Origin of the sequence: Parashewanella curva (assembly GCF_003675895.1) — a bacterium.
GTDB lineage: Bacteria > Pseudomonadota > Gammaproteobacteria > Enterobacterales > Shewanellaceae > Parashewanella > Parashewanella curva.
Genome location: NZ_ML014804.1, coordinates 1 through 20512 on the forward strand (window position 1 = coordinate 1; position 20512 = coordinate 20512).

At 39.5% G+C, this 20512-nt stretch carries 23 protein-coding genes; 12 read left to right on the plus strand and 11 right to left on the minus strand.

The features are described from left to right. Window positions 1-225 precede the first annotated feature (225 nt). Window positions 226-660, plus strand: a complete 435-nt coding sequence (locus tag D5018_RS15370) for a hypothetical protein (protein WP_121839885.1) — start codon at window positions 226-228, stop codon at window positions 658-660. Window positions 661-737: 77 nt separating this feature from the next. Here the strand turns inward: D5018_RS15370 and D5018_RS15375 are convergent, their stop codons facing one another. The 7 genes from D5018_RS15375 to nirK form a co-directional block, all read right to left on the minus strand. Continuing rightward, window positions 738-1910, minus strand: a complete 1173-nt coding sequence (locus D5018_RS15375) for an NnrS family protein (RefSeq protein WP_121839886.1) — start codon at window positions 1908-1910, stop codon at window positions 738-740. 116 nt (window positions 1911-2026) lie between these two features. Then, window positions 2027-2830, minus strand: coding sequence for an inositol-1-monophosphatase (suhB, locus tag D5018_RS15380; RefSeq protein WP_121839887.1), 804 nt, complete (start codon window positions 2828-2830; stop codon window positions 2027-2029). A gap of 106 nt (window positions 2831-2936) precedes the next feature. Beyond that, window positions 2937-3689 carry a Crp/Fnr family transcriptional regulator gene (locus tag D5018_RS15385; RefSeq protein ID WP_121839888.1) on the minus strand — a complete coding sequence of 251 codons (753 nt, stop codon included), beginning with the start codon at window positions 3687-3689 and terminating at the stop codon, window positions 2937-2939. An 85-nt stretch (window positions 3690-3774) separates the two neighbouring features. After that, window positions 3775-4233: a copper chaperone PCu(A)C gene (locus tag D5018_RS15390; protein ID WP_121839889.1), complete on the minus strand. Its 459-nt coding sequence runs from the start codon at window positions 4231-4233 to the stop codon at window positions 3775-3777. A 12-nt stretch (window positions 4234-4245) separates the two neighbouring features. Continuing rightward, window positions 4246-4887, minus strand: a complete 642-nt coding sequence (locus tag D5018_RS15395) for an SCO family protein (protein ID WP_121839890.1) — start codon at window positions 4885-4887, stop codon at window positions 4246-4248. Window positions 4888-4899: 12 nt separating this feature from the next. After that, window positions 4900-5772 (minus strand): hypothetical protein, encoded by an 873-nt coding sequence (locus D5018_RS15400; RefSeq protein ID WP_121839891.1) that lies wholly within the window; start codon window positions 5770-5772, stop codon window positions 4900-4902. Window positions 5773-5841: 69 nt separating this feature from the next. Further along, window positions 5842-7002, minus strand: a complete 1161-nt coding sequence (gene nirK, locus D5018_RS15405) for a copper-containing nitrite reductase (RefSeq protein WP_121839892.1) — start codon at window positions 7000-7002, stop codon at window positions 5842-5844. Window positions 7003-7250: 248 nt separating this feature from the next. Between nirK and D5018_RS15410 the strand changes: the two genes are divergently transcribed. From D5018_RS15410 to ndk, 11 genes are all read left to right on the plus strand, one after another. Then, on the plus strand, window positions 7251-7649 hold the full coding sequence (locus D5018_RS15410; protein ID WP_121839893.1) for a DUF2059 domain-containing protein: 399 nt from the start codon (window positions 7251-7253) through the stop codon (window positions 7647-7649). 253 nt (window positions 7650-7902) lie between these two features. Then, entirely contained in the window at window positions 7903-8625 is a 723-nt protein-coding gene (gene trmJ, locus D5018_RS15415) for a tRNA (cytosine(32)/uridine(32)-2'-O)-methyltransferase TrmJ (protein WP_121839894.1), read from the plus strand. A 164-nt stretch (window positions 8626-8789) separates the two neighbouring features. Beyond that, window positions 8790-9611 (plus strand): serine O-acetyltransferase, encoded by an 822-nt coding sequence (cysE, locus tag D5018_RS15420; RefSeq protein ID WP_121839895.1) that lies wholly within the window; start codon window positions 8790-8792, stop codon window positions 9609-9611. Between the two features lie 253 nt (window positions 9612-9864). Beyond that, window positions 9865-10326, plus strand: coding sequence for a Fe-S cluster assembly transcriptional regulator IscR (gene iscR, locus D5018_RS15425; protein ID WP_121839896.1), 462 nt, complete (start codon window positions 9865-9867; stop codon window positions 10324-10326). Between the two features lie 87 nt (window positions 10327-10413). After that, window positions 10414-11628 carry an IscS subfamily cysteine desulfurase gene (locus tag D5018_RS15430; RefSeq protein WP_121839897.1) on the plus strand — a complete coding sequence of 405 codons (1215 nt, stop codon included), beginning with the start codon at window positions 10414-10416 and terminating at the stop codon, window positions 11626-11628. Window positions 11629-11640: 12 nt separating this feature from the next. Next, window positions 11641-12036, plus strand: coding sequence for a Fe-S cluster assembly scaffold IscU (iscU, locus tag D5018_RS15435; protein WP_121839898.1), 396 nt, complete (start codon window positions 11641-11643; stop codon window positions 12034-12036). A gap of 15 nt (window positions 12037-12051) precedes the next feature. Continuing rightward, window positions 12052-12375: an iron-sulfur cluster assembly protein IscA gene (gene iscA / locus D5018_RS15440; protein ID WP_121839899.1), complete on the plus strand. Its 324-nt coding sequence runs from the start codon at window positions 12052-12054 to the stop codon at window positions 12373-12375. Between the two features lie 12 nt (window positions 12376-12387). Beyond that, window positions 12388-12915 carry a co-chaperone HscB gene (gene hscB, locus D5018_RS15445; protein ID WP_121839900.1) on the plus strand — a complete coding sequence of 176 codons (528 nt, stop codon included), beginning with the start codon at window positions 12388-12390 and terminating at the stop codon, window positions 12913-12915. A 206-nt stretch (window positions 12916-13121) separates the two neighbouring features. Next, a complete protein-coding gene (gene hscA / locus D5018_RS15450) occupies window positions 13122-14984 on the plus strand; it encodes a Fe-S protein assembly chaperone HscA (RefSeq protein WP_121839901.1) in 1863 nt (620 codons plus the stop codon). A gap of 12 nt (window positions 14985-14996) precedes the next feature. Continuing rightward, window positions 14997-15335, plus strand: coding sequence for an ISC system 2Fe-2S type ferredoxin (fdx, locus tag D5018_RS15455; protein WP_121839902.1), 339 nt, complete (start codon window positions 14997-14999; stop codon window positions 15333-15335). Window positions 15336-15479: 144 nt separating this feature from the next. After that, on the plus strand, window positions 15480-15911 hold the full coding sequence (ndk, locus tag D5018_RS15460; protein ID WP_121839903.1) for a nucleoside-diphosphate kinase: 432 nt from the start codon (window positions 15480-15482) through the stop codon (window positions 15909-15911). 49 nt (window positions 15912-15960) lie between these two features. Here ndk and D5018_RS15465 read toward each other — a convergent pair whose 3' ends face one another. From D5018_RS15465 to D5018_RS15480, 4 genes are all read right to left on the minus strand, one after another. Then, on the minus strand, window positions 15961-16920 hold the full coding sequence (locus tag D5018_RS15465; protein WP_133309310.1) for a hypothetical protein: 960 nt from the start codon (window positions 16918-16920) through the stop codon (window positions 15961-15963). Between the two features lie 338 nt (window positions 16921-17258). Then, on the minus strand, window positions 17259-18782 hold the full coding sequence (locus tag D5018_RS15470) for a leucine-rich repeat domain-containing protein (RefSeq protein ID WP_133309311.1): 1524 nt from the start codon (window positions 18780-18782) through the stop codon (window positions 17259-17261). 131 nt (window positions 18783-18913) lie between these two features. Continuing rightward, window positions 18914-19852 carry a metallophosphoesterase gene (locus D5018_RS15475; RefSeq protein ID WP_121839906.1) on the minus strand — a complete coding sequence of 313 codons (939 nt, stop codon included), beginning with the start codon at window positions 19850-19852 and terminating at the stop codon, window positions 18914-18916. Window positions 19853-19916: 64 nt separating this feature from the next. After that, on the minus strand, window positions 19917-20510 hold the full coding sequence (locus D5018_RS15480) for an arylesterase (RefSeq protein ID WP_243637453.1): 594 nt from the start codon (window positions 20508-20510) through the stop codon (window positions 19917-19919). Window positions 20511-20512 lie beyond the last annotated feature (2 nt).

Consider the following 20512-nt stretch of genomic DNA (forward strand, 5'->3'; position numbering starts at 1 on the left):
AAAATGAGAAAACAGCAAAAGTTGGAATAAAAAGCAAACGGTTAAAAGCTGGCTGGGATGAAGATTATTTGATGAAGGTTTTAACCGTGGGCAAACTGAGTGTCTAATTTAGACCCGTTTGCCCTAGGCTTTTTGTTTCAAGGCTATAAGTTATTAATTTATATTCTATATGGATCAATTTTTTATAATTAAAATAGGATGTTGACTAATTTTTAGGAGTTGATTATGAAGGTAAAATACTTTGCTATTCCGCTAAGCTTGTTGACAATGAGCATTGCTTCATTTGCAGCTAGTGCAGCATTAAATCATGAAAATGTTGACACAAGCTCAACTGTGATAGCCTCTAAATTTTCAAGTAATTATTTTGCAATCTATGCTCGAGTAGGGAAAGGTGGTTGCGAGTCTCAAGGGATGGCTAAAACGTGCATTCCTATTGTGAATCAAACTTCGGGTGATGTGGTCGTTAATTTTCCGGTTTATGGCATTAGTGCAAAAGTGCCTAAAGGGGAAACAGCGTCATTCATTGATGATACTTTCTTGATCGGAAGTGTTGGAGTAACGGTTCAGTCTAGCGACTCTAACAAATATATCTTCAAGGGAACGGCCGAAAATAAAACAGGGATAAGCTGTCAAAGTGGTGTTTGCAGAAAAAACAATTAATATCAAAAATTGATGTTTACCTAAGTTGAAATAGATAAACATCATTTTCTCGAAATATCATTTATTCTTTTCTCAAATCACCCCGGTCTTCCATCTGCTCTTGGTTGCATAAGCATTGATGCATAAAACAGAATGAATAGTCCAAATGCAATACACCAAAAAAGAACTGCGGTGACAATCATAGGTAAATATAAGTCTGAAACTAGGCCAGCTGTGATTCGAGCAATGGTCGCTAAAATCATTAACGCAAATCCAAATACAACAGGCTTTGGTGGCACTAACTGCCGGCCAGTATGACCTAAGCTGACTCTCGCCATCATAGCTAAAATCATACCACCCATTCCACCCACAGTTAGGGAATGTAGACCTATGCTTAGAGGAAACCCTGCCGCAATCAAAAATAATCCAATTGGAATGAAGATAAAGCTAAAGTGCAATGACCACAATAATGGTACTTTAAAGGTGTAGTTCCAGCCCCAGCGACTCCAACGAGCAAAGATCACCAACCCTGCAAGTGCTGATGCAATTTGAAGAAACAATTCACTGCCAGAAAAGAAAGCGACTAGAGTTAAGGCAAGTGTTGCAATAGTTGCAATTTCTAGAGCGGGCAGATTAGGAGTTCTCTGCCAATCACTTGCTCTATCGGTGAAAAACGGAATTACACGCCCACCTAATAAAGCAACGATAAAAGTAATGATAATAACCGCACCATAAAGAGCTGTATTCATCAGCGACATATCAGCAATAAAAACACCTAAATAAGATATGGCATTCATAAGTGTCAATAACAATAACACTGGAACAAAAATCATATTGCGCCACTGTTTAACCTTATAAACAGAGATAAAAAGCGCTAAACTCGCCATAGGTAAAAACAGTAAGTCAATTGATGCTGCTAGAGGAAGCGATAAAAGAGTTGAGTTTAGCAATGCCACTCGACCAAGTAGCCAGAGAAGAAACAAGCCTATTAGAGGCCAGCCCTTAAGTCCCGGTTGTCCTGTCCAGTTTTGCACAGCCGTTAATAAAAAACCGATAACTATGGCTGACACAAACCCAAAAATCATTTCATGTCCATGCCACCAAATTGGATTGCCATGAGGTTGAAAGTTAATTTTTCCTGATAGTGTCATTGCCCATAAGCCCAAGGCGAAGACGCTAAAAATACTGCCAAATAAGAAGAATGGGCGAAAGCCTAATCTGAAAATAGCAGGGCGAAATTGCTTGTGCGCGGGTTCATCTATATTAATCATATTATTAATACCTGAGTGGTTTGCTTGGTTATTTTACTGAGGTTGGTAAAAAAAACCTTAATAAAGATCAAAAAAGCGGACATAAAGTCCGCTTAATCATAAATAATACTTGCTTGTTAACGCTTTAAACCTTCGTTTAGAAGAGGGCGCATTAGCTTAACTAAACCAGTCGTTACTTTAGGCGCACCAGCAACGATATTACCAGACACAAGGTAATTGTGACCGCCAGTAAAGTCGGTAACGGTACCGCCAGCTTCACGACAAATAAGGTCGCCAGCTGCAATATCCCAAGGCTTTAGGCCGATCTCAAAGTAACCATCAACTCGGCCAGAGGCTACATAAGCTAAATCAAGTGCAGCTGAGCCTGCACGACGGATGTCATTACACTCACTGAATACTTCAGTGATGATATTCATGTAGGTTTCAGTGTGCTGACGTGCTTTAAATGGGAATGCCGTTGCTAAAATAGTGCCGTTTAGACCTTTAGCGTCAGTAACACGAAGTCTATAATCGTTCAGTTTAGCGCCTTGACCTTTAACAGCTGAGAATAGCTCGTTACGCACAGGGTCAAATACTACGGCAATTTCAGTTTTACCTTTAATTTGAAGTGCGATAGAAACAGCAAAATGAGGGATACCACGGACAAAGTTATTCGTTCCATCTAGAGGATCAACAATCCACATGTAGTCTTTATCTTTACCGCGATCTTCACCACCTTCTTCACCAACAATAGTGTGGTCAGGGTAAGACTTACGGATTTGGTATGTAATAGCCGCTTCAGCTTCTTTGTCTACGTTAGTAACAAAGTCATTTAGACCTTTAGCTGTAACTTCAACTTGGTCTAATTCGGCGTAAGCGCGCATGATAGTTTGGCCGGCAGCGCGAGCAGCGCGAACGGCAATAGTCAGCATTGGATGCATTGCAATCCCCTGGATGTTAAAGAACGAAAAAATAGCGAGCGGATTATACGCAAGCTACCTATATACAGCAACCAAAATTATCGCAAAATCTAATCGTTCTCATAATTTACATATTAATAATCGGAATGCTTTGTTTGTTATTCGAGTCAGCAGAAACTAAAGGATCAAAAGGTACATTTACGCTGGCGTATAATTTACGAACATCTTTGATGATAATATCGTGGCCTGATTCTTCGATTAACTCGTTGTTGGTCATTTTTTTGATTAATCGAGAAAAGGTTTCAGGCTGGATAGACAATCGCGAAGCTAAAACACGTTTAGGAATATCGAGATACACTTGGCCTTGATTCTCGGCCGTTGGCTTCATATGATGCATTAAAAACAGAAGTAATCTTGATTGAGCATTTTGTAATGAAAGAACCTCGACTTCATTAATATTTTTTCGTAAACGCATACTCATATTTGCCATAACAGCCAAACATGCTTCAGTATTTTGTTTAAGCATATTGAGATACTTTTCACAGTCAAAGCTGATAAGTTGGCACTCTGAAACTGTTTGAGCAGAGACTGGATACATCGACTGCTTATTAAACATTAATGCCTCAGCAAAAGTATGTCCTTCTCTGACCACATCAATAACTTTATCCTGCCCTTGAGGATTGGTGCGATAAAGCTGAAGATTACCGTGCAGTAGTAAGTAAAAGCGTTTAGCGGGTTCACCTTGAAAGAAGAGATTTTCATGTGCTTTCAAATTGATTAATGCAGCATTACTCATTAACCGAGAAAGTTCATTTTCTGCAAGGTTTGAAAATAAGTGGTGTTGGTGGACAACACGATGGATATAAGGTTCAGTGATCATAAGAGGCTAATATCGTTATAATTATTAGCCTCATAACATAAATCAAATTATTGAACAAAACACTCGGTTAGATCAAAGTTATTGATTAATGATGGTGGTGATGCATGGTTTCATCGCTATTCATTTTTACAGCTGCCATTATTGTCAGCTTTTCACCATTATTAAATGTTAGCGTTAATGGAACAGAATCGCCTTTTGCTGGAACGCCTTGAGTAAAGTTCATCATCATTCCGTGGTAGCCACCTGGTGCCATCGTTGTTTGCCCGTGTGAATCCACCATGATTTTTTCAACTGGCGTCATTCGCATTAGCCCGTTCTTCATTATGGTTTGATGAAGCTCGATTCTGCCATTGGGGCTATTTATTGCCAATAACTTGATAGGTTGGTCGCCAGTATTTTTCATCGTCAAATAAATAGGTACAACTCTGGAAGTAGGTGGCATGGCTCTAATCCATGCATTTTCAACTGTTAACTGTTCTGCCAATAAGGAATAACTAACAATAGAAGTTAAAAGTGATAAAACAATTAAAAGGAATTTTTTCATTGTTATGCTCCTTTATTTACTAGTTGCAAGTAACTGTGTGACATCATCGCGCATCTCTTTTAGTGGCGTGCCAGTGTAAAAATACCCGCGCATACGACCTTTGCCATCTATCACGAAAATCTTGGCAGTGTGTGAAAACAAATAGCCTTTTTTCTTTGGCGCATTTTTGTCCTCCAAACTGAGTTTTTTAAATTCGGTGGTAACTCTCTCATCTGCTAGCTTTGAATATTCAGCACTGTAGAGTTTGGCAACGTGATCAATTTTTTCTTTGTCATCCACCAATCCAATAAAGCTAGGATCAAAGTAACTGAGGTATTTATTGAGATGTTTAGGGGTGTCGTACTCACTATCAATACTAACGAATAAGACTTGCACTTTAGCTTGTTGTTCAGGGGATAGTTTTTTCACCATTTGAGCTACATGCGCCATAGTCGTAGGGCAAATGTCGGCACAATTGGTGTAGCCAAAAAACATCAATACCACTTTTCCGCGAAAATCGGAAAGGCTGACTTGCTTTCCTTTACTGCTATTAAGGGTAAAATCACCGCCGATGCCTTTTAAAATTGGCATTTTGGCGTGAGCGGATATTGATGCGATCAATGCAATCGCTGCGATAAGTGAGGAGCGCTTAATAAATTTAATGAATTTGTACATAAAAGTTCCTTATTAACAACGAATTTCTGCGCCAAGGTCGGTAACAGGCGGTAAATATTTCGCTTTATACTCGTACACAATTACCACTCCATTTTTGATGCTGACTACAAGAGTGACACCCAATTGTGCAAGTTCATTTTCATCGTATTGATTGAGAAGACTCCATTGATATTCAAAATCAATTTGAAATTGATTAGTTCCGCTGATGGATTTTATATTTAGATTTCGAATCGCACGTCTGCTGGTTTTAGCTTTTGTATTTGCTAAAAGATTAAAGTAACTCGCAAGTGAAGATGCGGAGGTCTCTTCAGCTTTAAATTTTGTATTAGCTGTAAAATGCTTATTCCAAGGGATATGGCTGTTCGGTTGATTTACGCTTAAGTTGTCTAGGTTCTGTGTCCATTGATAAATAAACGCTTTGATTAAATTGGGTTCGCTAGCACTTCGGAATTTTGAAGTGAAGTCATCTTTTTCATTCGTAACAGTTTTGCTACTCAATACTTTTCCAGATTCTTTATCCAGTTTGAGTGTTTGAATCAAGTAATAACCGTAAACTTCACTGCTATTCGCTACTTTTGGCAGAAACTCCAGCTCTACTTCCACTTCAGCAGTTTTACTATTTTGTTTAACCGGGACGATAGACAGTAGGTGATGCGCTCCTAGGATTACCTTTGCATCTTTTAATTCTTGAAAGTCCACATTGGGATATTGAGCTTGTTTTTCCTTGCCGAGATTTTGGGAGTCAAGGAAACCATACCATTGATAAATGGCACTGCTTAATGGATAGTCGATTCGCTTTTCGGCTGCATTTAAGGTTGAAGTGAGGAGAAAACAAATAGTTATTAAAGTGAATTGTCGCCATTGTTTTAACGCATTATTCATCATGATTGGCACCTTTTTCACTAAATGAAAAATTGAGGGCGTTTCCGCCCTCATTGGTTTGGCATTATGGTGTTACGCCATTTTGGTTGGCTTTTTAAGTTGAACCATTAGGTCGTCATCCCACTCGCCGTCTACTTTAATGTGACCTGCAGCACCTTTCATGATGGCTTCGATAAGGTTGTGGTTCACATAAGCGTACAGGCCTGGTTGTAAGAAGGTGTAAATTGCAGCACCAGCACAACCACCAGGGATACCCCACGTTTCTAGGTCAGTTTGCGGCGCATCATTAAATTGACCAGTTGCCCATACGTAATCGCCATGACCACCAATAATGTGTGGGCGGGTATCTCGGTTTGGTTGTGAGTGAATAAACATAACGGTTTCACCGACTTTGGCCGTCATGGCATTCTTACCCGTTAATGCACCTACCGCACCATTGAATACAATGTGTGATGGAGTAAGGGTTTTCATTACTTCTAAGGTGTCGTTCATACTGCCAGTAACGGTAGAATACTCTTTGTACTTGCCATTTTTATCTGTTGGAACATAGAAGTCTTGCTCGCCGACATAGTAAGCTTTGTCGTAGCGAATTGGGTTGCCATGACCGTCTTTTAAACCATCACGAGGAAGAACCATGATTGCGCCTGCCATACCCATTGCGACGTGCCATGGGATCATGATACCGCCAGGTGCACAGTGGTAAACGAATGTACCAACCTTGGTAGCCTTAAAGCGGAATGTAACTTCTTCACCTGGAGATACTAAAGTTAGTTCTCCACCACCCAAAGCACCTGTTGATGCGTGTAAATCAATGTTGTGGGCTAGAGCGTTAGTTTTAGGATTTTTTAGAGTTAGTTCAACATAATCATGTTGGTGACAAACAATAAGCGGACCAGGAACACTGCCGTTAAATGCAGAAACCCATGCCTTAACGCCGTTTTCAAGCTCAACTTGTTTCTCTTCAACAGTTAAAGTGACTTGAACGACTTTTGGTTTTCCTTTTGCTACTTGTTCATGCTTTGGTACGAATGGTGGTGGAACAAGTTCTTGTGTAACGCGCTCTAATTGATCTGCCGTATACCTCGCCATACGGTCACTTTTTTTATGATGACTCGCAGATGCTGAGGTTGAAACTAATCCCGCTGCTAAACCCGCACCTACTAAACCTACACCTACTGAACCGCCTAAGAAGTTACGACGTTGGGTGTTGATATCGTTTGTTTTCTTTTCCATGACCTGCTCCGAATATTGTTTGTAACGCGACGCAAACAAAAAATAAATTGATGCTCGTTTGCGCTGTTGTGGTAAGAATATTCGGCATGGATAAAAGCGAATTGACATTAGTCAAGTGTGTAGCTTAATAGATCTTTTTTTTGAAATTTTGTGTCTAGTTTTAAAGTTTTGTATAGAAAGCTATGACGATACTTTTATAATGGACGTGAAAATCACATATTGGAATCTAATTCAAGGAAGTAATTCAAATGTTCAAATTAAATACTCTTGTTAAAGCGCAGCTGCTCGTCGCAACTTTATTTTTATCAGCTCAAGCCTCTGCTGATGAGCAATCAAAGCGGGAAGCAGTGAATGAGTTAATCAAAGAAACGAATGTAAGCGCTCTTGTTGACTCAGGCCTTGCGCAAATGAACCAAATGATGAAAGGAACTGAAAAACAGTTAGGTATTCGTGAAGATGAAAAAGAAATCTTTGAGCGTCATATGCAGAAGGTAAGGAATCTAATCAAAGCAGAGTTTAGCTGGAAAAAAATGGAAGAACCAGTTATTGAAATTTACATGAAGCGCTTTACAGAAAAAGAGATTCGAGACTCTTTAGCTTTCTATCGAACAGAATCAGGCAAGTCTATGTTAAAAAAATGCCGTTGATTATGCAAGATACAATGGTTTTATCTCAAAATATGATGAGAACTATTTTTCCTAAAATTCAGAATCTCTCAAAAGAATTACATCTAGAGCTAGAAGCAAAGCGCAGTGCTAAGAAAAATTAATGTATAAAATGGTATAGCAGCTATTTATCTGGCTGCTATACCAACCTATCAAGTTCGTAGATATACACACTCAACTCATCAATATGTTACTATCCCGCCTTATATTCTTTTAGAAGTAAAGCTAAACCCACATGCTGAATAATATCCGTATCGTTCTAGTTGGAACCTCTCACCCTGGAAATATAGGCTCAGTAGCCAGAGCTATGAAAACTATGGGGTTATCAAAACTCTATCTCGCAGAGCCAAGGGTAGAGCCAGATGGTCAATCAATAGCGTTGGCAGCTGGTGCAGCCGATATTTTGAAAGACGCTGTCACCGTTGAATCATTTGACAAAGCTATTGAAGATTGCAGCTTGGTAGTGGCTACAAGTGCAAGAAGTCGAACGCTGGATTGGCCTGTGCTAGAACCAAGAGAAGCGGGTGAAAAGCTGGTGGAAGAAGGGCGAAACCATGAGGTTGCGATTGTATTCGGTCGTGAAAACCATGGTTTGACTAATGAAGAGTTGCAGAAGTGTCATTACCATGTAGTGATTCCTGCAAACCCTGATTATAGTTCGCTGAATCTGGCTCAAGCCGTACAAATTGTCTGCTATGAAACTCGTATGGCTATGTTAAATGCCACTCGTGAACCACAAGAGATTGCTGAATACCCACTTCAAAAAGATCAAGAACGATTTTTTGAACATTTGGAAAGTACACTCTCTAATACAGGCTTTATTATTAAGAATCATCCAGGACAGATCATGACGAAATTGCGCAGGCTGTTTACCCGAGCAAGAATTGAAGCTCCAGAGATGAATATACTTAGAGGTATTTTAACCTCAATAGATAAAGCGACGAAAAAGGATCAATAAGTACCCATGCTAATGAAAACATATTTTTTGATGCCCCTTTTAAGCACTGCGCAGCGTTCCTATTGCTTGAAAGACTGCCGGTATTCCTTCGCAATAGCGCCTTGCTCAGCACTTAAAATGAGCACCAAAATTCTTCGATTACATTTGCATGGATACTTATCAGCATGGGTGTGATTTCTAGAATCAAAGAAGATATTGCCTCTATCTACCATAGAGACCCCGCTGCAAGAAGTACTTGGGAAATTTTGTTAAATTATCCCGGTATGCATGCCATTTGGCTACATCGTGCTAGCCATAAGCTGTGGAAAAAAGAATGGCATTTGCTAGCAAGATTGATTTCGACATTTTCTCGTTGGCTAACAGGCGTTGAAATCCATCCAGGAGCTACCATCGGAAGACGTTTCTTTATTGACCACGGCATGGGCGTTGTGATTGGTGAAACGGCTGAAATCGGTGATGATTGTACTTTGTACCATGGCGTTACTTTAGGTGGTACAAGCTGGAATAGTGGCAAGCGTCACCCAACACTAGGCAATAACGTTGTCATAGGTGCAGGAGCAAAAGTTCTTGGTCCTATTCTAATCGAAGATGGTGCTAGAGTGGGTTCAAACTCAGTGGTGGTGAAAACCGTCACTAAAGAAAGAACCGTTGTGGGTATTCCTGGCAGAGAGGTTGCGACCCAAACAGAACAGGGTGAAGAAACCACACGCCGTCGAAGCGAAATGGCAAAAAAATATGGGTTTGATGCGTATGCGGTATCACCTGATAACCCAGATCCGGTTGCCAATGCTATTGGTCAGTTAATGGATCATATGCATTTGATGGACTCTAAACTCCAAGATGTTTGTCATGAAGTACAACAAATGGGTGGTGAAGTCTGCACTGATAAGTTACCTGAATTGAATATTGAAGAATTCTCAGAAGATGAGATTGCTGCTGCTGAAAAGCGTAAAAAACAGTTGGATGAGTTTGATCCAATGATCTAATTTTATTAAGGCTTCTAAAGGAGTTAGAGGTCTTTAATTTTAGCTTTTGTAACCACAATTTAACATCTTGTTGCTAAATCAAAAGAAAATCCATTTTTTCATTGAATTTAGCGTACGAACAAGGTTAAATACGCGCCTTAAATCTCATTTCTCCTCTTTAAACCTACTTCCAGATCACACTTTGCAATACTTGACTAATTTAGTCAGGTATGTTTCAATTCATGTTATACGATTAATAGGAACTGGTTTAGTTATGAAACTTACCTCAAAAGGACGCTATGCCGTCACAGCGATGCTTGATGTGGCTATTCATTCCGCAAGCGGTCCTGTTCCGTTGGCCGACATTTCTGAAAGGCAGGGAATTTCTCTGTCATACCTAGAACAGCTTTTTGCCAAATTAAGAAAGAAAGGTTTAGTTGCCAGTGTACGTGGTCCGGGTGGAGGATATCGCCTTGGTCAAGATGCAGCTGAAATTTCTGTTGGCATGGTTGTCCACGCAGTAGATGAATCTGTGGAAGCGACACGCTGTCATGGTCAAGGTAATTGCCAAGGTGGAAACCGCTGTCTTACTCACTCCTTATGGGGCGATTTAAGCAAACAGATTTCTGATTTTCTAGATGGAATTAGTCTAGAAGGTTTGATGAATAAAAGAGATGTTCAATATATCTCGGTAAAACAAGATAAAATGCAGCAAGAACATAGGCTTTCTCTATAGAGATCTAGCTTTAAGATTTTTGCGTAATAATAATTGATGTTTGTACCTTTTGTGTCGAAGCACTGACAATTGAGTACGGAGTGTGTAATGAAGCTTCCTATCTATTTGGATTATGCAGCAACAACACCGGTTGATCCTCGTGTTGCTGAAAAGATGATGCAGTACATGACCATGGACGGAGTCTTTGGTAATCCTGCTTCACGTTCTCACCGCTATGGCTGGCAAGCTGAAGAAGCGGTAGATATTGCTCGTAATCAAATCGCTGATTTGATAAACGGTGACCCTCGTGAAATTATTTTTACCTCAGGTGCTACGGAGTCAGACAACCTTGCAATTAAAGGTGTTGCACACTTCTATCACAAAAAAGGTAAGCACATTATTACCAGTAAAACTGAACACAAAGCAGTATTAGATACTTGCCGTCAGTTAGAGCGTGAAGGCTTTGAAGTAACTTATCTGGAGCCAGACGCTAACGGTATTATTCCTATGGATCGCCTTGAAGGTGCAATGAGAGAAGACACGATCCTTCTTAGTTTAATGCACGTGAATAATGAAATTGGCGTGATCCACGATATTAAAGCCATTGGTGAGCTTTGTCGTTCAAAGAAAATTGTTTTCCACGTTGATGCTGCGCAAAGTGTTGGTAAATTACCCATCGACGTTCAAGACATGAAAGTGGACTTGATTTCAATTTCAGGTCACAAAATGTATGGCCCTAAAGGTATCGGTGCACTTTACGTACGTCGTAAGCCACGTATACGTTTAGAAGCAATGGTTCACGGTGGTGGGCATGAGCGTGGTATGCGTTCAGGTACGTTAGCTACTCACCAAATCGTTGGTTTAGGTGAGGCTGCGGCTATCGCTAAAGCCGATATGGACAAAGATAACGACCGCGTTCGTCACCTACGTGACAAACTATGGGCTGGTATCAAAGACATCGAAGAAACCTATATAAACGGTGATTTTGACAACCGTTACTGTGGTGCTTTAAACGTAAGCTTCAACTTTGTTGAAGGTGAATCGTTAATGATGGCACTAAAAGACTTAGCGGTATCTTCAGGTTCTGCTTGTACCTCAGCAAGCCTTGAGCCTAGCTATGTTCTCCGTGCTTTAGGGTTAAACGATGAAATGGCTCACAGCTCAATTCGCTTCTCGATTGGTCGTTTTACCACAGAAGAAGATATTGATTTCGCCATCGACATTATTAACAAGTCGATTGGTAAACTGCGTGATATGTCTCCGCTTTGGGAAATGTATCAAGACGGTGTTGACTTAAATTCAGTTCAATGGACTCACCATTAAGGAGTACAAATTATGGCGTACAGTGAAGAAGTAATTGACCACTACGAAAATCCTCGTAATGTTGGTTCCATGGACAAGAACGATCCAAACGTCGCAACTGGAATGGTTGGCGCTCCAGCATGTGGTGACGTAATGAAGCTGCAACTTAAGATTAATGAAGAAGGTATCATCGAAGATGCTAAATTCAAAACTTATGGTTGCGGTAGTGCTATTGCCTCTAGCTCTCTAGTTACAGAGTGGGTTAAGGGTAAGACTATGGAAGAAGCTGCAAAAATTAAAAATACCCAAATTGCGCAAGAATTGGCTTTGCCACCAGTAAAAATTCACTGCTCAATTTTGGCTGAAGATGCGATTCAAGCAGCTTTGGAAGATTTTAAATCTAAGCAACAAGCGCTAGCACAAGGTTAGTCATCGGAGTATTAAATGGCTATTACCATGACAGCTGCGGCTTCAGATCGAGTAAAGGCATTTTTAAAAAATCGTGGTAAAGGTATTGGCTTACGTTTAGGCCTTAAGACATCCGGTTGCTCAGGGATGTCTTATGTCCTTGAGTTTGTGGATGAACTTAATGACGATGATGAAATCTATGAAATTGAAGGCGTAAACATCATTATTGATGCGAAAAGCTTTATATACCTGCAAGGTATTGAATTAGATTTTGTTAAAGAAGGCTTGAACGAAGGTTTTCAATTTAATAACCCAAATGCGAAAGGAGAGTGTGGTTGCGGTGAAAGTTTCACTGTATAACACACCGATAAAATGAACTATTTTGAGCTTTTTGGCTTTCCAACTCATTTTTCGATCGATAACGCTCAACTCTCTGAGCGTTATCGAGAACTTCAAAGAACCGTCCATCCAGACAAGTTTGCTAATAAAAGCGAGCAAGAAAAACTACTTGCAGTACAAAAAACAGCTCAAATTAATGATGGTTTTCAGACGTTAAAAAATCCCATTCGTCGCGCAGAGCATATTTTGCAATTGCGTGGTATTGATTTAAGTCATGAAACGGCAACGGTAAAAGATACCAGCTTTTTGATGCAGCAAATGGAATGGCGTGAAGCGTTAGAAGATATTTCAGCAATGGCCGATCCACATCAAGGTATAGATGAACTTCAATCGTCATTTAAGCAACATGAAACTGAATATTCTTCGATACTAGCGACTAATTTAGAAGCTAATGCAAATGAAGCCAATTTAATCGCAGCAGATCAGATACGTAAGCTGAAATTTATGGCAAAATTGCAGGATGAACTAATACGTATTGAAGACGATTTATTCGATCTTTGATGCGGCTAGATTAGTGATCTTTTGGGCTGAATTTATCAGTGAATATTTGAGGGAGCGATAGTGTGATAAGACAACCGTCCGTGACAGGACGTCACGGTCGTGAGCACATGGATGTGCGTTTCTGTTGTCGTTCTCACTATCGCTCCTTGAACATAATTAAACTTATTCATCTATTGAGTAACCTTTAAATCATTTAAAGAGAATTTATGGCACTTTTGCAAATTGCCGAGCCGGGACAGAGCGCGGCACCACATCAGCATCGATTAGCTGTTGGTATTGATTTAGGTACAACTAACTCGCTAGTAGCTGCGGTTCGTAGTGGCGAAGCACAAACTTTAGCTAGTGAGCAGGGGCAACATTCTTTACCCTCTGTTGTACATTATTCAAAAGATTCTATTCTTGTTGGTCAGCAAGCAGCACAAGCATCAGCCGCTGATCCTAAAAATACTATTGTATCCGTAAAGCGTTTTATGGGGCGTAGTCTTAGTGATGTTCAAAGTAAATATCCTAATTTAGCTTATGATCTTTCGGCAAGTGAGCAAGGCTTACCAGTATTCAATACCGTTGCTGGTCAAGTTAACGCCATTCAAGTCTCGTCAGAAATCCTAAAGCCTTTGATTAAAACTGCTGAACAAACATTGGGTGGTGATCTGGAAGGCGTGGTGATCACGGTTCCGGCCTATTTTGATGATGCTCAACGTCAAGGTACGAAAGATGCGGCTTCATTACTGGGTGTTAATGTATTGCGCTTACTTAATGAACCAACGGCTGCCGCGATTGCCTATGGTTTGGATACCAAGCAAGAAGGAGTCATTGCTGTTTACGATCTTGGTGGAGGTACTTTTGATGTCTCAATTTTACGCCTAAATAAAGGCGTATTTGAAGTTCTCGCTACTGGCGGTGACTCTGCTCTCGGTGGTGATGATTTTGATCATCTATTAGAAGAACATCTTGTTAAAAATTGGCAGCTTGCACAGTTAAGTACAACTGAATCTCGTCGCTTACAAATCGAAGCTCGTCGCATCAAAGAAGCCTTAACTGATGCTGATTCCGTTAAGGCGTCACTGACTTTAGATAACGAACAACAGCTTGAAGCTGAAATCAGTAAAGCTGATTTTGATGCGTTAATTCTGCCGTTGGTTAAAAAGACGATTGCAAGCTGTCGTCGTGCTTTGCGTGATGCAGATGTAAGCGTTGATGAAGTGCTAGAAACCGTTATGGTTGGTGGTTCAACTCGAGTTCCATTAGTTCGCGAACAAGTTGAAAAATTCTTTGGTAAAGCGCCATTGACCTCAATCGACCCTGATCGCGTAGTAGCCATTGGTGCCGCTATTCAAGCTGACATTCTAGTGGGTAATAAACCTGAATCAGATTTGTTATTGCTTGATGTGATCCCACTATCGCTAGGTATTGAAACCATGGGTGGATTGGTAGAAAAAGTGGTACCAAGAAATACCACAATTCCAGTTGCGCGTGCTCAGGAGTTTACCACCTTCAAAGATGGTCAAACCGCTATGATGGTTCATGTGGTTCAAGGTGAGCGTGAACTCGTTGATGATTGTCGCTCTCTGGCTAAGTTTGCATTAACCGATATTCCACCGTTAGCCGCAGGTGCTGCTCACATTCGGGTGACTTATCAAGTGGATGCTGATGGCTTACTCAGTGTAACTGCCATGGAAAAGTCTACCGAAGTCAAAGCCAGTATTGAGGTTAAGCCATCATTCGGTCTTTCAGATACTGAAATCGCCACCATGCTCAAAGACTCAATGGCTAACGCCAAAGCAGACATTGAGCGTCGTATGTTGACTGAACAAAAGGTTGAAGCACAGCGTGTATTAGAAAGCCTTAATTCCGCGTTAGAAAAAGATGGGCATTTACTTACTGAAGCTGAACGTCAGCAAGTAGAGTCTGGAATGACAAGCTTGGCACAGTGTGCAGCTGCCGATGATGTAGACGCCATTGAAAAAGCGATTGAAGCCCTAGACGCACAAACGCAAGCTTTTGCCGCTAAACGCATGGATAATTCAATTAAGGCCGCTTTAACAGGCCACTCAGTAGATGAACTTTAGGACGTAAACGCTATGCCACAAATTGTATTTCTTCCACACGAAGAACTTTGTCCAGACGGAGCAGTTGTAGAAGCTGAAGTTGGTGAAACAGTTCTTGATGTTGCTTTAAAAAATGGCATTCATATTGAACATGCTTGTGAAAAGTCATGTGCCTGTACTACTTGCCATGTAGTCATTCGTGAAGGGTTTGATGAACTTGAAGAAAGCGATGATCTAGAAGATGACATGCTAGATAAAGCATGGGGCTTAGAGCCAGAAAGTCGTCTTTCTTGCCAAGCAAAAGTTGTTGATAGTGATATGGTGGTAGATATTCCACAATATACTATTAATATCGTGAGTGAAGGGCATTAGTCTATTATCTTCATTAAAAATACCAGCTACAAATTAGCTGGTATTTTTTTGTAAATTAAAAACTGTGATAAAGGTAGGATTCTTGCGATAAATCCCTTATAATCCGCGCGAATTTCAAATATTGCTAATTACAGGAAGCTTAAGATGGCAATCGAACGTACTTTTTCTATCGTAAAACCAGATGCTGTTTCTAAAAATAAAATCGGTGCAATCTACAGCCGTTTCGAAGAAGCTGGTCTAAAAGTTATCGCTGCCAAAATGCTGCACCTAACTCAAGAGCAAGCTGAAGGTTTCTACGCTGAGCACAGCGAGCGTCCTTTCTTCGGTGCTCTAGTTGAGTTTATGACTTCTGGTCCTATCATGGTTCAAGTACTTGAAGGCGAAAACGCTGTTCTGGCTCACCGTGATATCCTAGGTGCTACTAACCCAGCTGAAGCTGCAGACGGTACTATCCGTGCAGATTTCGCTAACAGCATCGATGAAAATGCAGCACACGGTTCTGATTCAATCGAATCTGCTGCACGTGAAGTTGCTTACTTCTTCAGCCCTGAAGAGCTTTGCCCACGTACTCGTTAATTTTAACGATGTTGTGAATTTAGAAACCCGCCTGTGTGCGGGTTTTGTTTTATTCACATTGATTTAAACTCTCCCCGCAGTTGCCGTTATCTCCACGCAATTGAACATATCCAGTTTTTTGGTTCAAGTGACAAATTGCTTTGCAATCTGATAACTTTGAATTGTCTTGGAGTATAAAGTGCAAGTTTTGTGAGTTAGAAGAGGGTAACTCAACATTTTCAAGCCCAGCTAATGAGGTTAGTGCAGTATTATTTATGATGTTTAGATTACTCTTTATTTGTAATAAATGAGACATTTTCTTTACTGATTCCAATTGTTCATTTTGTTGGATAGTAATAGTACCATCAACGCTAGTAAGATTGTCTAAACCAGCTAACGTACGTAGGTGTGGATTATTTTTTATAATAAGATCACCGTTTTTGCCATTATCAGCCAAGATAGAAGATACTTGGTTCAGCCCTGTTAATGTTTCTAAAGTATCATTGTTTTTAATCTCAATATTTGAAATTGATTTCGTTGGCTCTAGACCCTCGAAGCTTTTTAACTTAGCGTTACGATCAACAACTAAAGAACCAATATCTTTTATACCTTCCAATCCTGAGAAGTCTTTAAGTTGAGGGTTATTTGATATTATGAGTTCATCAGACTTTATGAGCTGTTCTGCACCTTTAAAATTAAAAAGGCTCATATTATTGTCTACTTGCAATGTTCCAACATTGAATAGTTTATGTACCCCTGAAAAGTTTTCTAAGATTGGATTATTTTTCACAATGAAGAAAATAGCACCTGCTAAACTGTCTAGCCCTTCAAATGATTGCAATTTTTTATTTCCAGCGATTACCACTTGAGCTGAGGTTTGTAGATTATTTAATCCATTCAAAGACACTAAGTTTGAATTTGACAAGATTTGAACTTGTTCTGCCCAAGATATTTTTTGGAGTCCATTAAGAGAGTATATGTGTGTGTCCTGAATGGAAAGTAACCCTTCTAGATTTTCTATTTGTGACAAGCCATTAAGGTTTGTAATATGCGGTAGAGCATTAACTGAACTTGAAAAGTTATTTTTTTGCTCTTGAATAATTAAACTCCCGACAAAATTTGAGCAGCCTTCGTACCTAGACTTAAAACTATCAACATCAGCCTGAGTTGTGAGCGTTTCTTGCTGATGTTGAGGTGAGCCCAGCACACATTCGTCATTTAACTTTGATTTTAGGTGCATTTGAGGTGATGTTGCGGCAGCAAAAGACCAATGAATATTAAAGACCGATATTAAAGTGCATAAAATGATGCATGTTTTTCTCATAGCACTATCCCGTTATGTATTTATCTAAATGTCTTCGAGCAGAGTTACTTACATGAGCTTAAGCTATCCTCACAACCGCTATTATTGCCTTGTAATTGCACATATCCTTGTTGTTTTGAAATGTCACAAATTGCACTACAGTCTGATAAATTATTGTTGTCTTGCAGTGTGAAATGAGTGTTAGTTGGATCTGGTGGCAATGTAATGTTTTCTAATCCAGATAATGTTGTTAGTGCAGTGTTTTTGATGATTTGCACGTTGTTTTGTATTTGAAGTAAGTGAGATAAGTTTTTAACTGAGTCTAGATTATCGTTGTTTTGAATTATAATCGTGCCATCTACTTTCAACACATTGTCGAGCCCGCTTAGTGAGGTCAGTGATGGGCTATCCTTTATTGTTAAATTTCCTCCGTAGCCATTTCCCGACTGAATACTCAAAATGCGGTTTAATCCAGTAATGGAAGAGAGATTCTGGTTACTTTCAATATCGAGATTGTTTATATTGCCGATCACTTGAGAGAACTCATCGAGGTTTTTCAGAGAAGGATTATTTATTAGCTTTAAACTCTGAAAGTTTTTAAAGTTGGCTAATCCAATGAATGACGCAAATTTAGGGTTGTTGGTGAGTTCTATTTCGTGAATTGAATAGTTGTTTTCTAATCCAGAAAAGTCTTGTAGTTGAGGATTATTATCCAAAGAAAGCTTTTGAATATACTTAAGGTTATCGAATCCGTCAAAATTCGTCCATCCTGCATTGTTTACAGTCAAAGCCCCAAGATAAACGACATTATTTAAACCTGTAAATCCTTCAAATTTCGGTGAGCCAGAAAGAGTTAAACTGCTCAACCTTCCAATACTTTTATCACCTTTAAAATTAATGAAGTTTGTATTGTTCTTTACAATGAGTTCGTTAAGATTGCTTAGTTTTTCAAGCCCTTCAAAGTTAATCAAAGCAGGGTTTGATTCGACATCTAATTTGTTGTTTATTGATGTTAAAGCATCAAGCCCTTTCATAGACTGTAACTTGCTATTATTATTGATGTAGAAATAGTTTATTGATTTTAGTTTATTAAGTCCGTCAAGATTTACCAAATTTGGATTGGAATATAAGTGAAAGACGGCGTTTGAATTCATGTTTTCTAGACCCGCAAGAGAAGTGAGCTTAGGGTTATCATGTATTTCCAGCCATCCTGTGGCCGTTAAATTTTCCAAGCCTTTTAAACTTGTCAGTGCCGTATTGTAAATATAAGTATAAGCAGGTAATTCATGTATTTGAGCCAGACCGTTCAGATTAGTTATTTGGTCGGTATTGTCTTGCGCTGTTGTAAAGTTATTACCGCTGCCAATAATGAACAGTTGCCCGACAATGCTTCCACAACCCTTATACCTTTGAGAAAAAGTATCTACATCATGCTGAGTGCGGAGAACTTCTCGTAAGCCTTTGAAGCTACAGTCTATATTTCCTTGTGTCTTTGTGTATTTGTCATTTTGCTTAAAAGTGGTAGTGTGTGCGCAAGCATTTTGTGCAGAAATAAGTGCCGCTGAAAGATATAAAATAAGTGATATCAATCGCATAGAATTACCTCAATTCGAATTTGAGATTACCAATTGGATAATTCTACATCTCTAAGTTAGGTGGTATTGGACGAAAAAAATATAATATAGAATACAAGTTGCTAGGCTTGTATATTTGCACCTCGCTACTCTGCACAAGAGTCTATTGGTTGACTCGATAATAAGGGCTTGATTGAAAAGTGGCTTGCGTTTTTGGTATCTATAGAAACAAGAGCCATATCAATAATCCGGTAATCACCCGGTGCATTGAAATGCCATAAGCCTGATTTACGTTGAGAAAAGCAAAACTCTCCAGTATCACCGTGGGCAAGCATTAAAGGGTAATCGAGGCTTGTAGCAAGTTGATTTAGCTTTTCTCTATAGGCTTTAAAGCCATCACAGCTTTGGTTATTTTCTGCAATACAAGCGTTTCTTGATGCTGGCTTTTGATAAATATCGGCTTGCATAAATACCACAGCGGCCTTTTGTTGCTGTGGTAACTGTTGATTTAGCCACTCAAAATTATTTTCATCTCGTCGATCAGTAAGTCTTCTAGCTTTGCTTACATCGGAGTTTAAAATATTATCGCGGCCATTATTGGTACCAGCTACGTGTAAAGTAATGAATTTTACGCCATCGAATTCCCATACTTGGTTTTCTTTTTGTTTAGTTTGTCTTTGAAATTTAGGTAGGTTTACTTCGTGCTGAGCAAAGTGTTCGATGACGTATTCAAGTCGTTCTAACTCATCATAGCTTGGTTTCAGGCTTGGTCTGTCACAATCTGTCCATTCATTATCACCAGGAGTATAAACAAATGGCTTTGGGCTAACTTGGCTGATCAGTTGGAAATTGGTTTGTAATAACTCATTGGTGCAAGGCTGAGCACCCGCTTTAATATCCCCAATGTGAACAATAAAATCATGTTTAACTTGAGTTAAAAGTTGTGCAAATTTTCCATCAGGCTGCTTCAGTAAAGTTTGCTCATGCTTTGAATAAGGAGTATCGCCAAACACCACAAAGTCGATGGTGCTGGATAATGCAGAGGCTGAAAACAAAAGGGTAGTTGCAAGTAATTTTGAGTACATAAGAAATTTTATAATTTATTGTTATTGGTAAAATAACTAAGGACAATGACAAATTTAAAACGCTTTATTTGAGCGCCTTTTCTATCCATGGTTTAACAAAATCGACAATAATTGGCTGAGCTTTAATATTGGGGTGGATCCCATCTCTTTGCATCAATTCGGATTTAGGTGCAATTTCAGTCATAAAAAAAGGCATAAGCATGACATTTTTTTTGTCAGCTAAGTCAAAGTAAACTTGATTAAAACTTTTACTGTATCTAGGGCCATAGTTCGGTGGCACCATAACTTCACTAAGGAGTACTTTAGCGCCAGATTTTTCGGATATCTCAATTAATTTTGTAAGATTTGATTTCAGCTTTTTGGTTGAAAATCCTCTTAAACCATCGTTACCACCTAATTCAATTAACACAAGATCAGGCTGACTTGATTTCAGTACTGCAGGCAGTCGACGTAAGCCGCCGGCAGTAGTTTCGCCGCTTACGGAAGCATTAATGATAGTATGTTGAGGTAGCTCAGCTTTTAATTTTTCGACCCAACCTTCATTTTTATCCATTCCATAACTTGCACTTAAACTGTCTCCCAAGATTAATATGGTGTCAGCGTGAACCGGAAGGGTTGCGAATAACGTACTAATTGTTGCTAATATAGCGACAGAGATTT

Coding starts and splice junctions, on each gene's coding strand:
- D5018_RS15370 (WP_121839885.1), top strand. CDS start 226: ATGAAGGTAAAATACTTTGCTATTCCGCTAAGCTTGTTGACAATGAGC.
- D5018_RS15375 (WP_121839886.1), bottom strand. CDS start 1,910: ATGATTAATATAGATGAACCCGCGCACAAGCAATTTCGCCCTGCTATT.
- suhB (WP_121839887.1), bottom strand. CDS start 2,830: ATGCATCCAATGCTGACTATTGCCGTTCGCGCTGCTCGCGCTGCCGGC.
- D5018_RS15385 (WP_121839888.1), bottom strand. CDS start 3,689: ATGATCACTGAACCTTATATCCATCGTGTTGTCCACCAACACCACTTA.
- D5018_RS15390 (WP_121839889.1), bottom strand. CDS start 4,233: ATGAAAAAATTCCTTTTAATTGTTTTATCACTTTTAACTTCTATTGTT.
- D5018_RS15395 (WP_121839890.1), bottom strand. CDS start 4,887: ATGTACAAATTCATTAAATTTATTAAGCGCTCCTCACTTATCGCAGCG.
- D5018_RS15400 (WP_121839891.1), bottom strand. CDS start 5,772: ATGATGAATAATGCGTTAAAACAATGGCGACAATTCACTTTAATAACT.
- nirK (WP_121839892.1), bottom strand. CDS start 7,002: ATGGAAAAGAAAACAAACGATATCAACACCCAACGTCGTAACTTCTTA.
- D5018_RS15410 (WP_121839893.1), top strand. CDS start 7,251: ATGTTCAAATTAAATACTCTTGTTAAAGCGCAGCTGCTCGTCGCAACT.
- trmJ (WP_121839894.1), top strand. CDS start 7,903: ATGCTGAATAATATCCGTATCGTTCTAGTTGGAACCTCTCACCCTGGA.
- cysE (WP_121839895.1), top strand. CDS start 8,790: ATGGGTGTGATTTCTAGAATCAAAGAAGATATTGCCTCTATCTACCAT.
- iscR (WP_121839896.1), top strand. CDS start 9,865: ATGAAACTTACCTCAAAAGGACGCTATGCCGTCACAGCGATGCTTGAT.
- D5018_RS15430 (WP_121839897.1), top strand. CDS start 10,414: ATGAAGCTTCCTATCTATTTGGATTATGCAGCAACAACACCGGTTGAT.
- iscU (WP_121839898.1), top strand. CDS start 11,641: ATGGCGTACAGTGAAGAAGTAATTGACCACTACGAAAATCCTCGTAAT.
- iscA (WP_121839899.1), top strand. CDS start 12,052: ATGGCTATTACCATGACAGCTGCGGCTTCAGATCGAGTAAAGGCATTT.
- hscB (WP_121839900.1), top strand. CDS start 12,388: ATGAACTATTTTGAGCTTTTTGGCTTTCCAACTCATTTTTCGATCGAT.
- hscA (WP_121839901.1), top strand. CDS start 13,122: ATGGCACTTTTGCAAATTGCCGAGCCGGGACAGAGCGCGGCACCACAT.
- fdx (WP_121839902.1), top strand. CDS start 14,997: ATGCCACAAATTGTATTTCTTCCACACGAAGAACTTTGTCCAGACGGA.
- ndk (WP_121839903.1), top strand. CDS start 15,480: ATGGCAATCGAACGTACTTTTTCTATCGTAAAACCAGATGCTGTTTCT.
- D5018_RS15475 (WP_121839906.1), bottom strand. CDS start 19,852: ATGTACTCAAAATTACTTGCAACTACCCTTTTGTTTTCAGCCTCTGCA.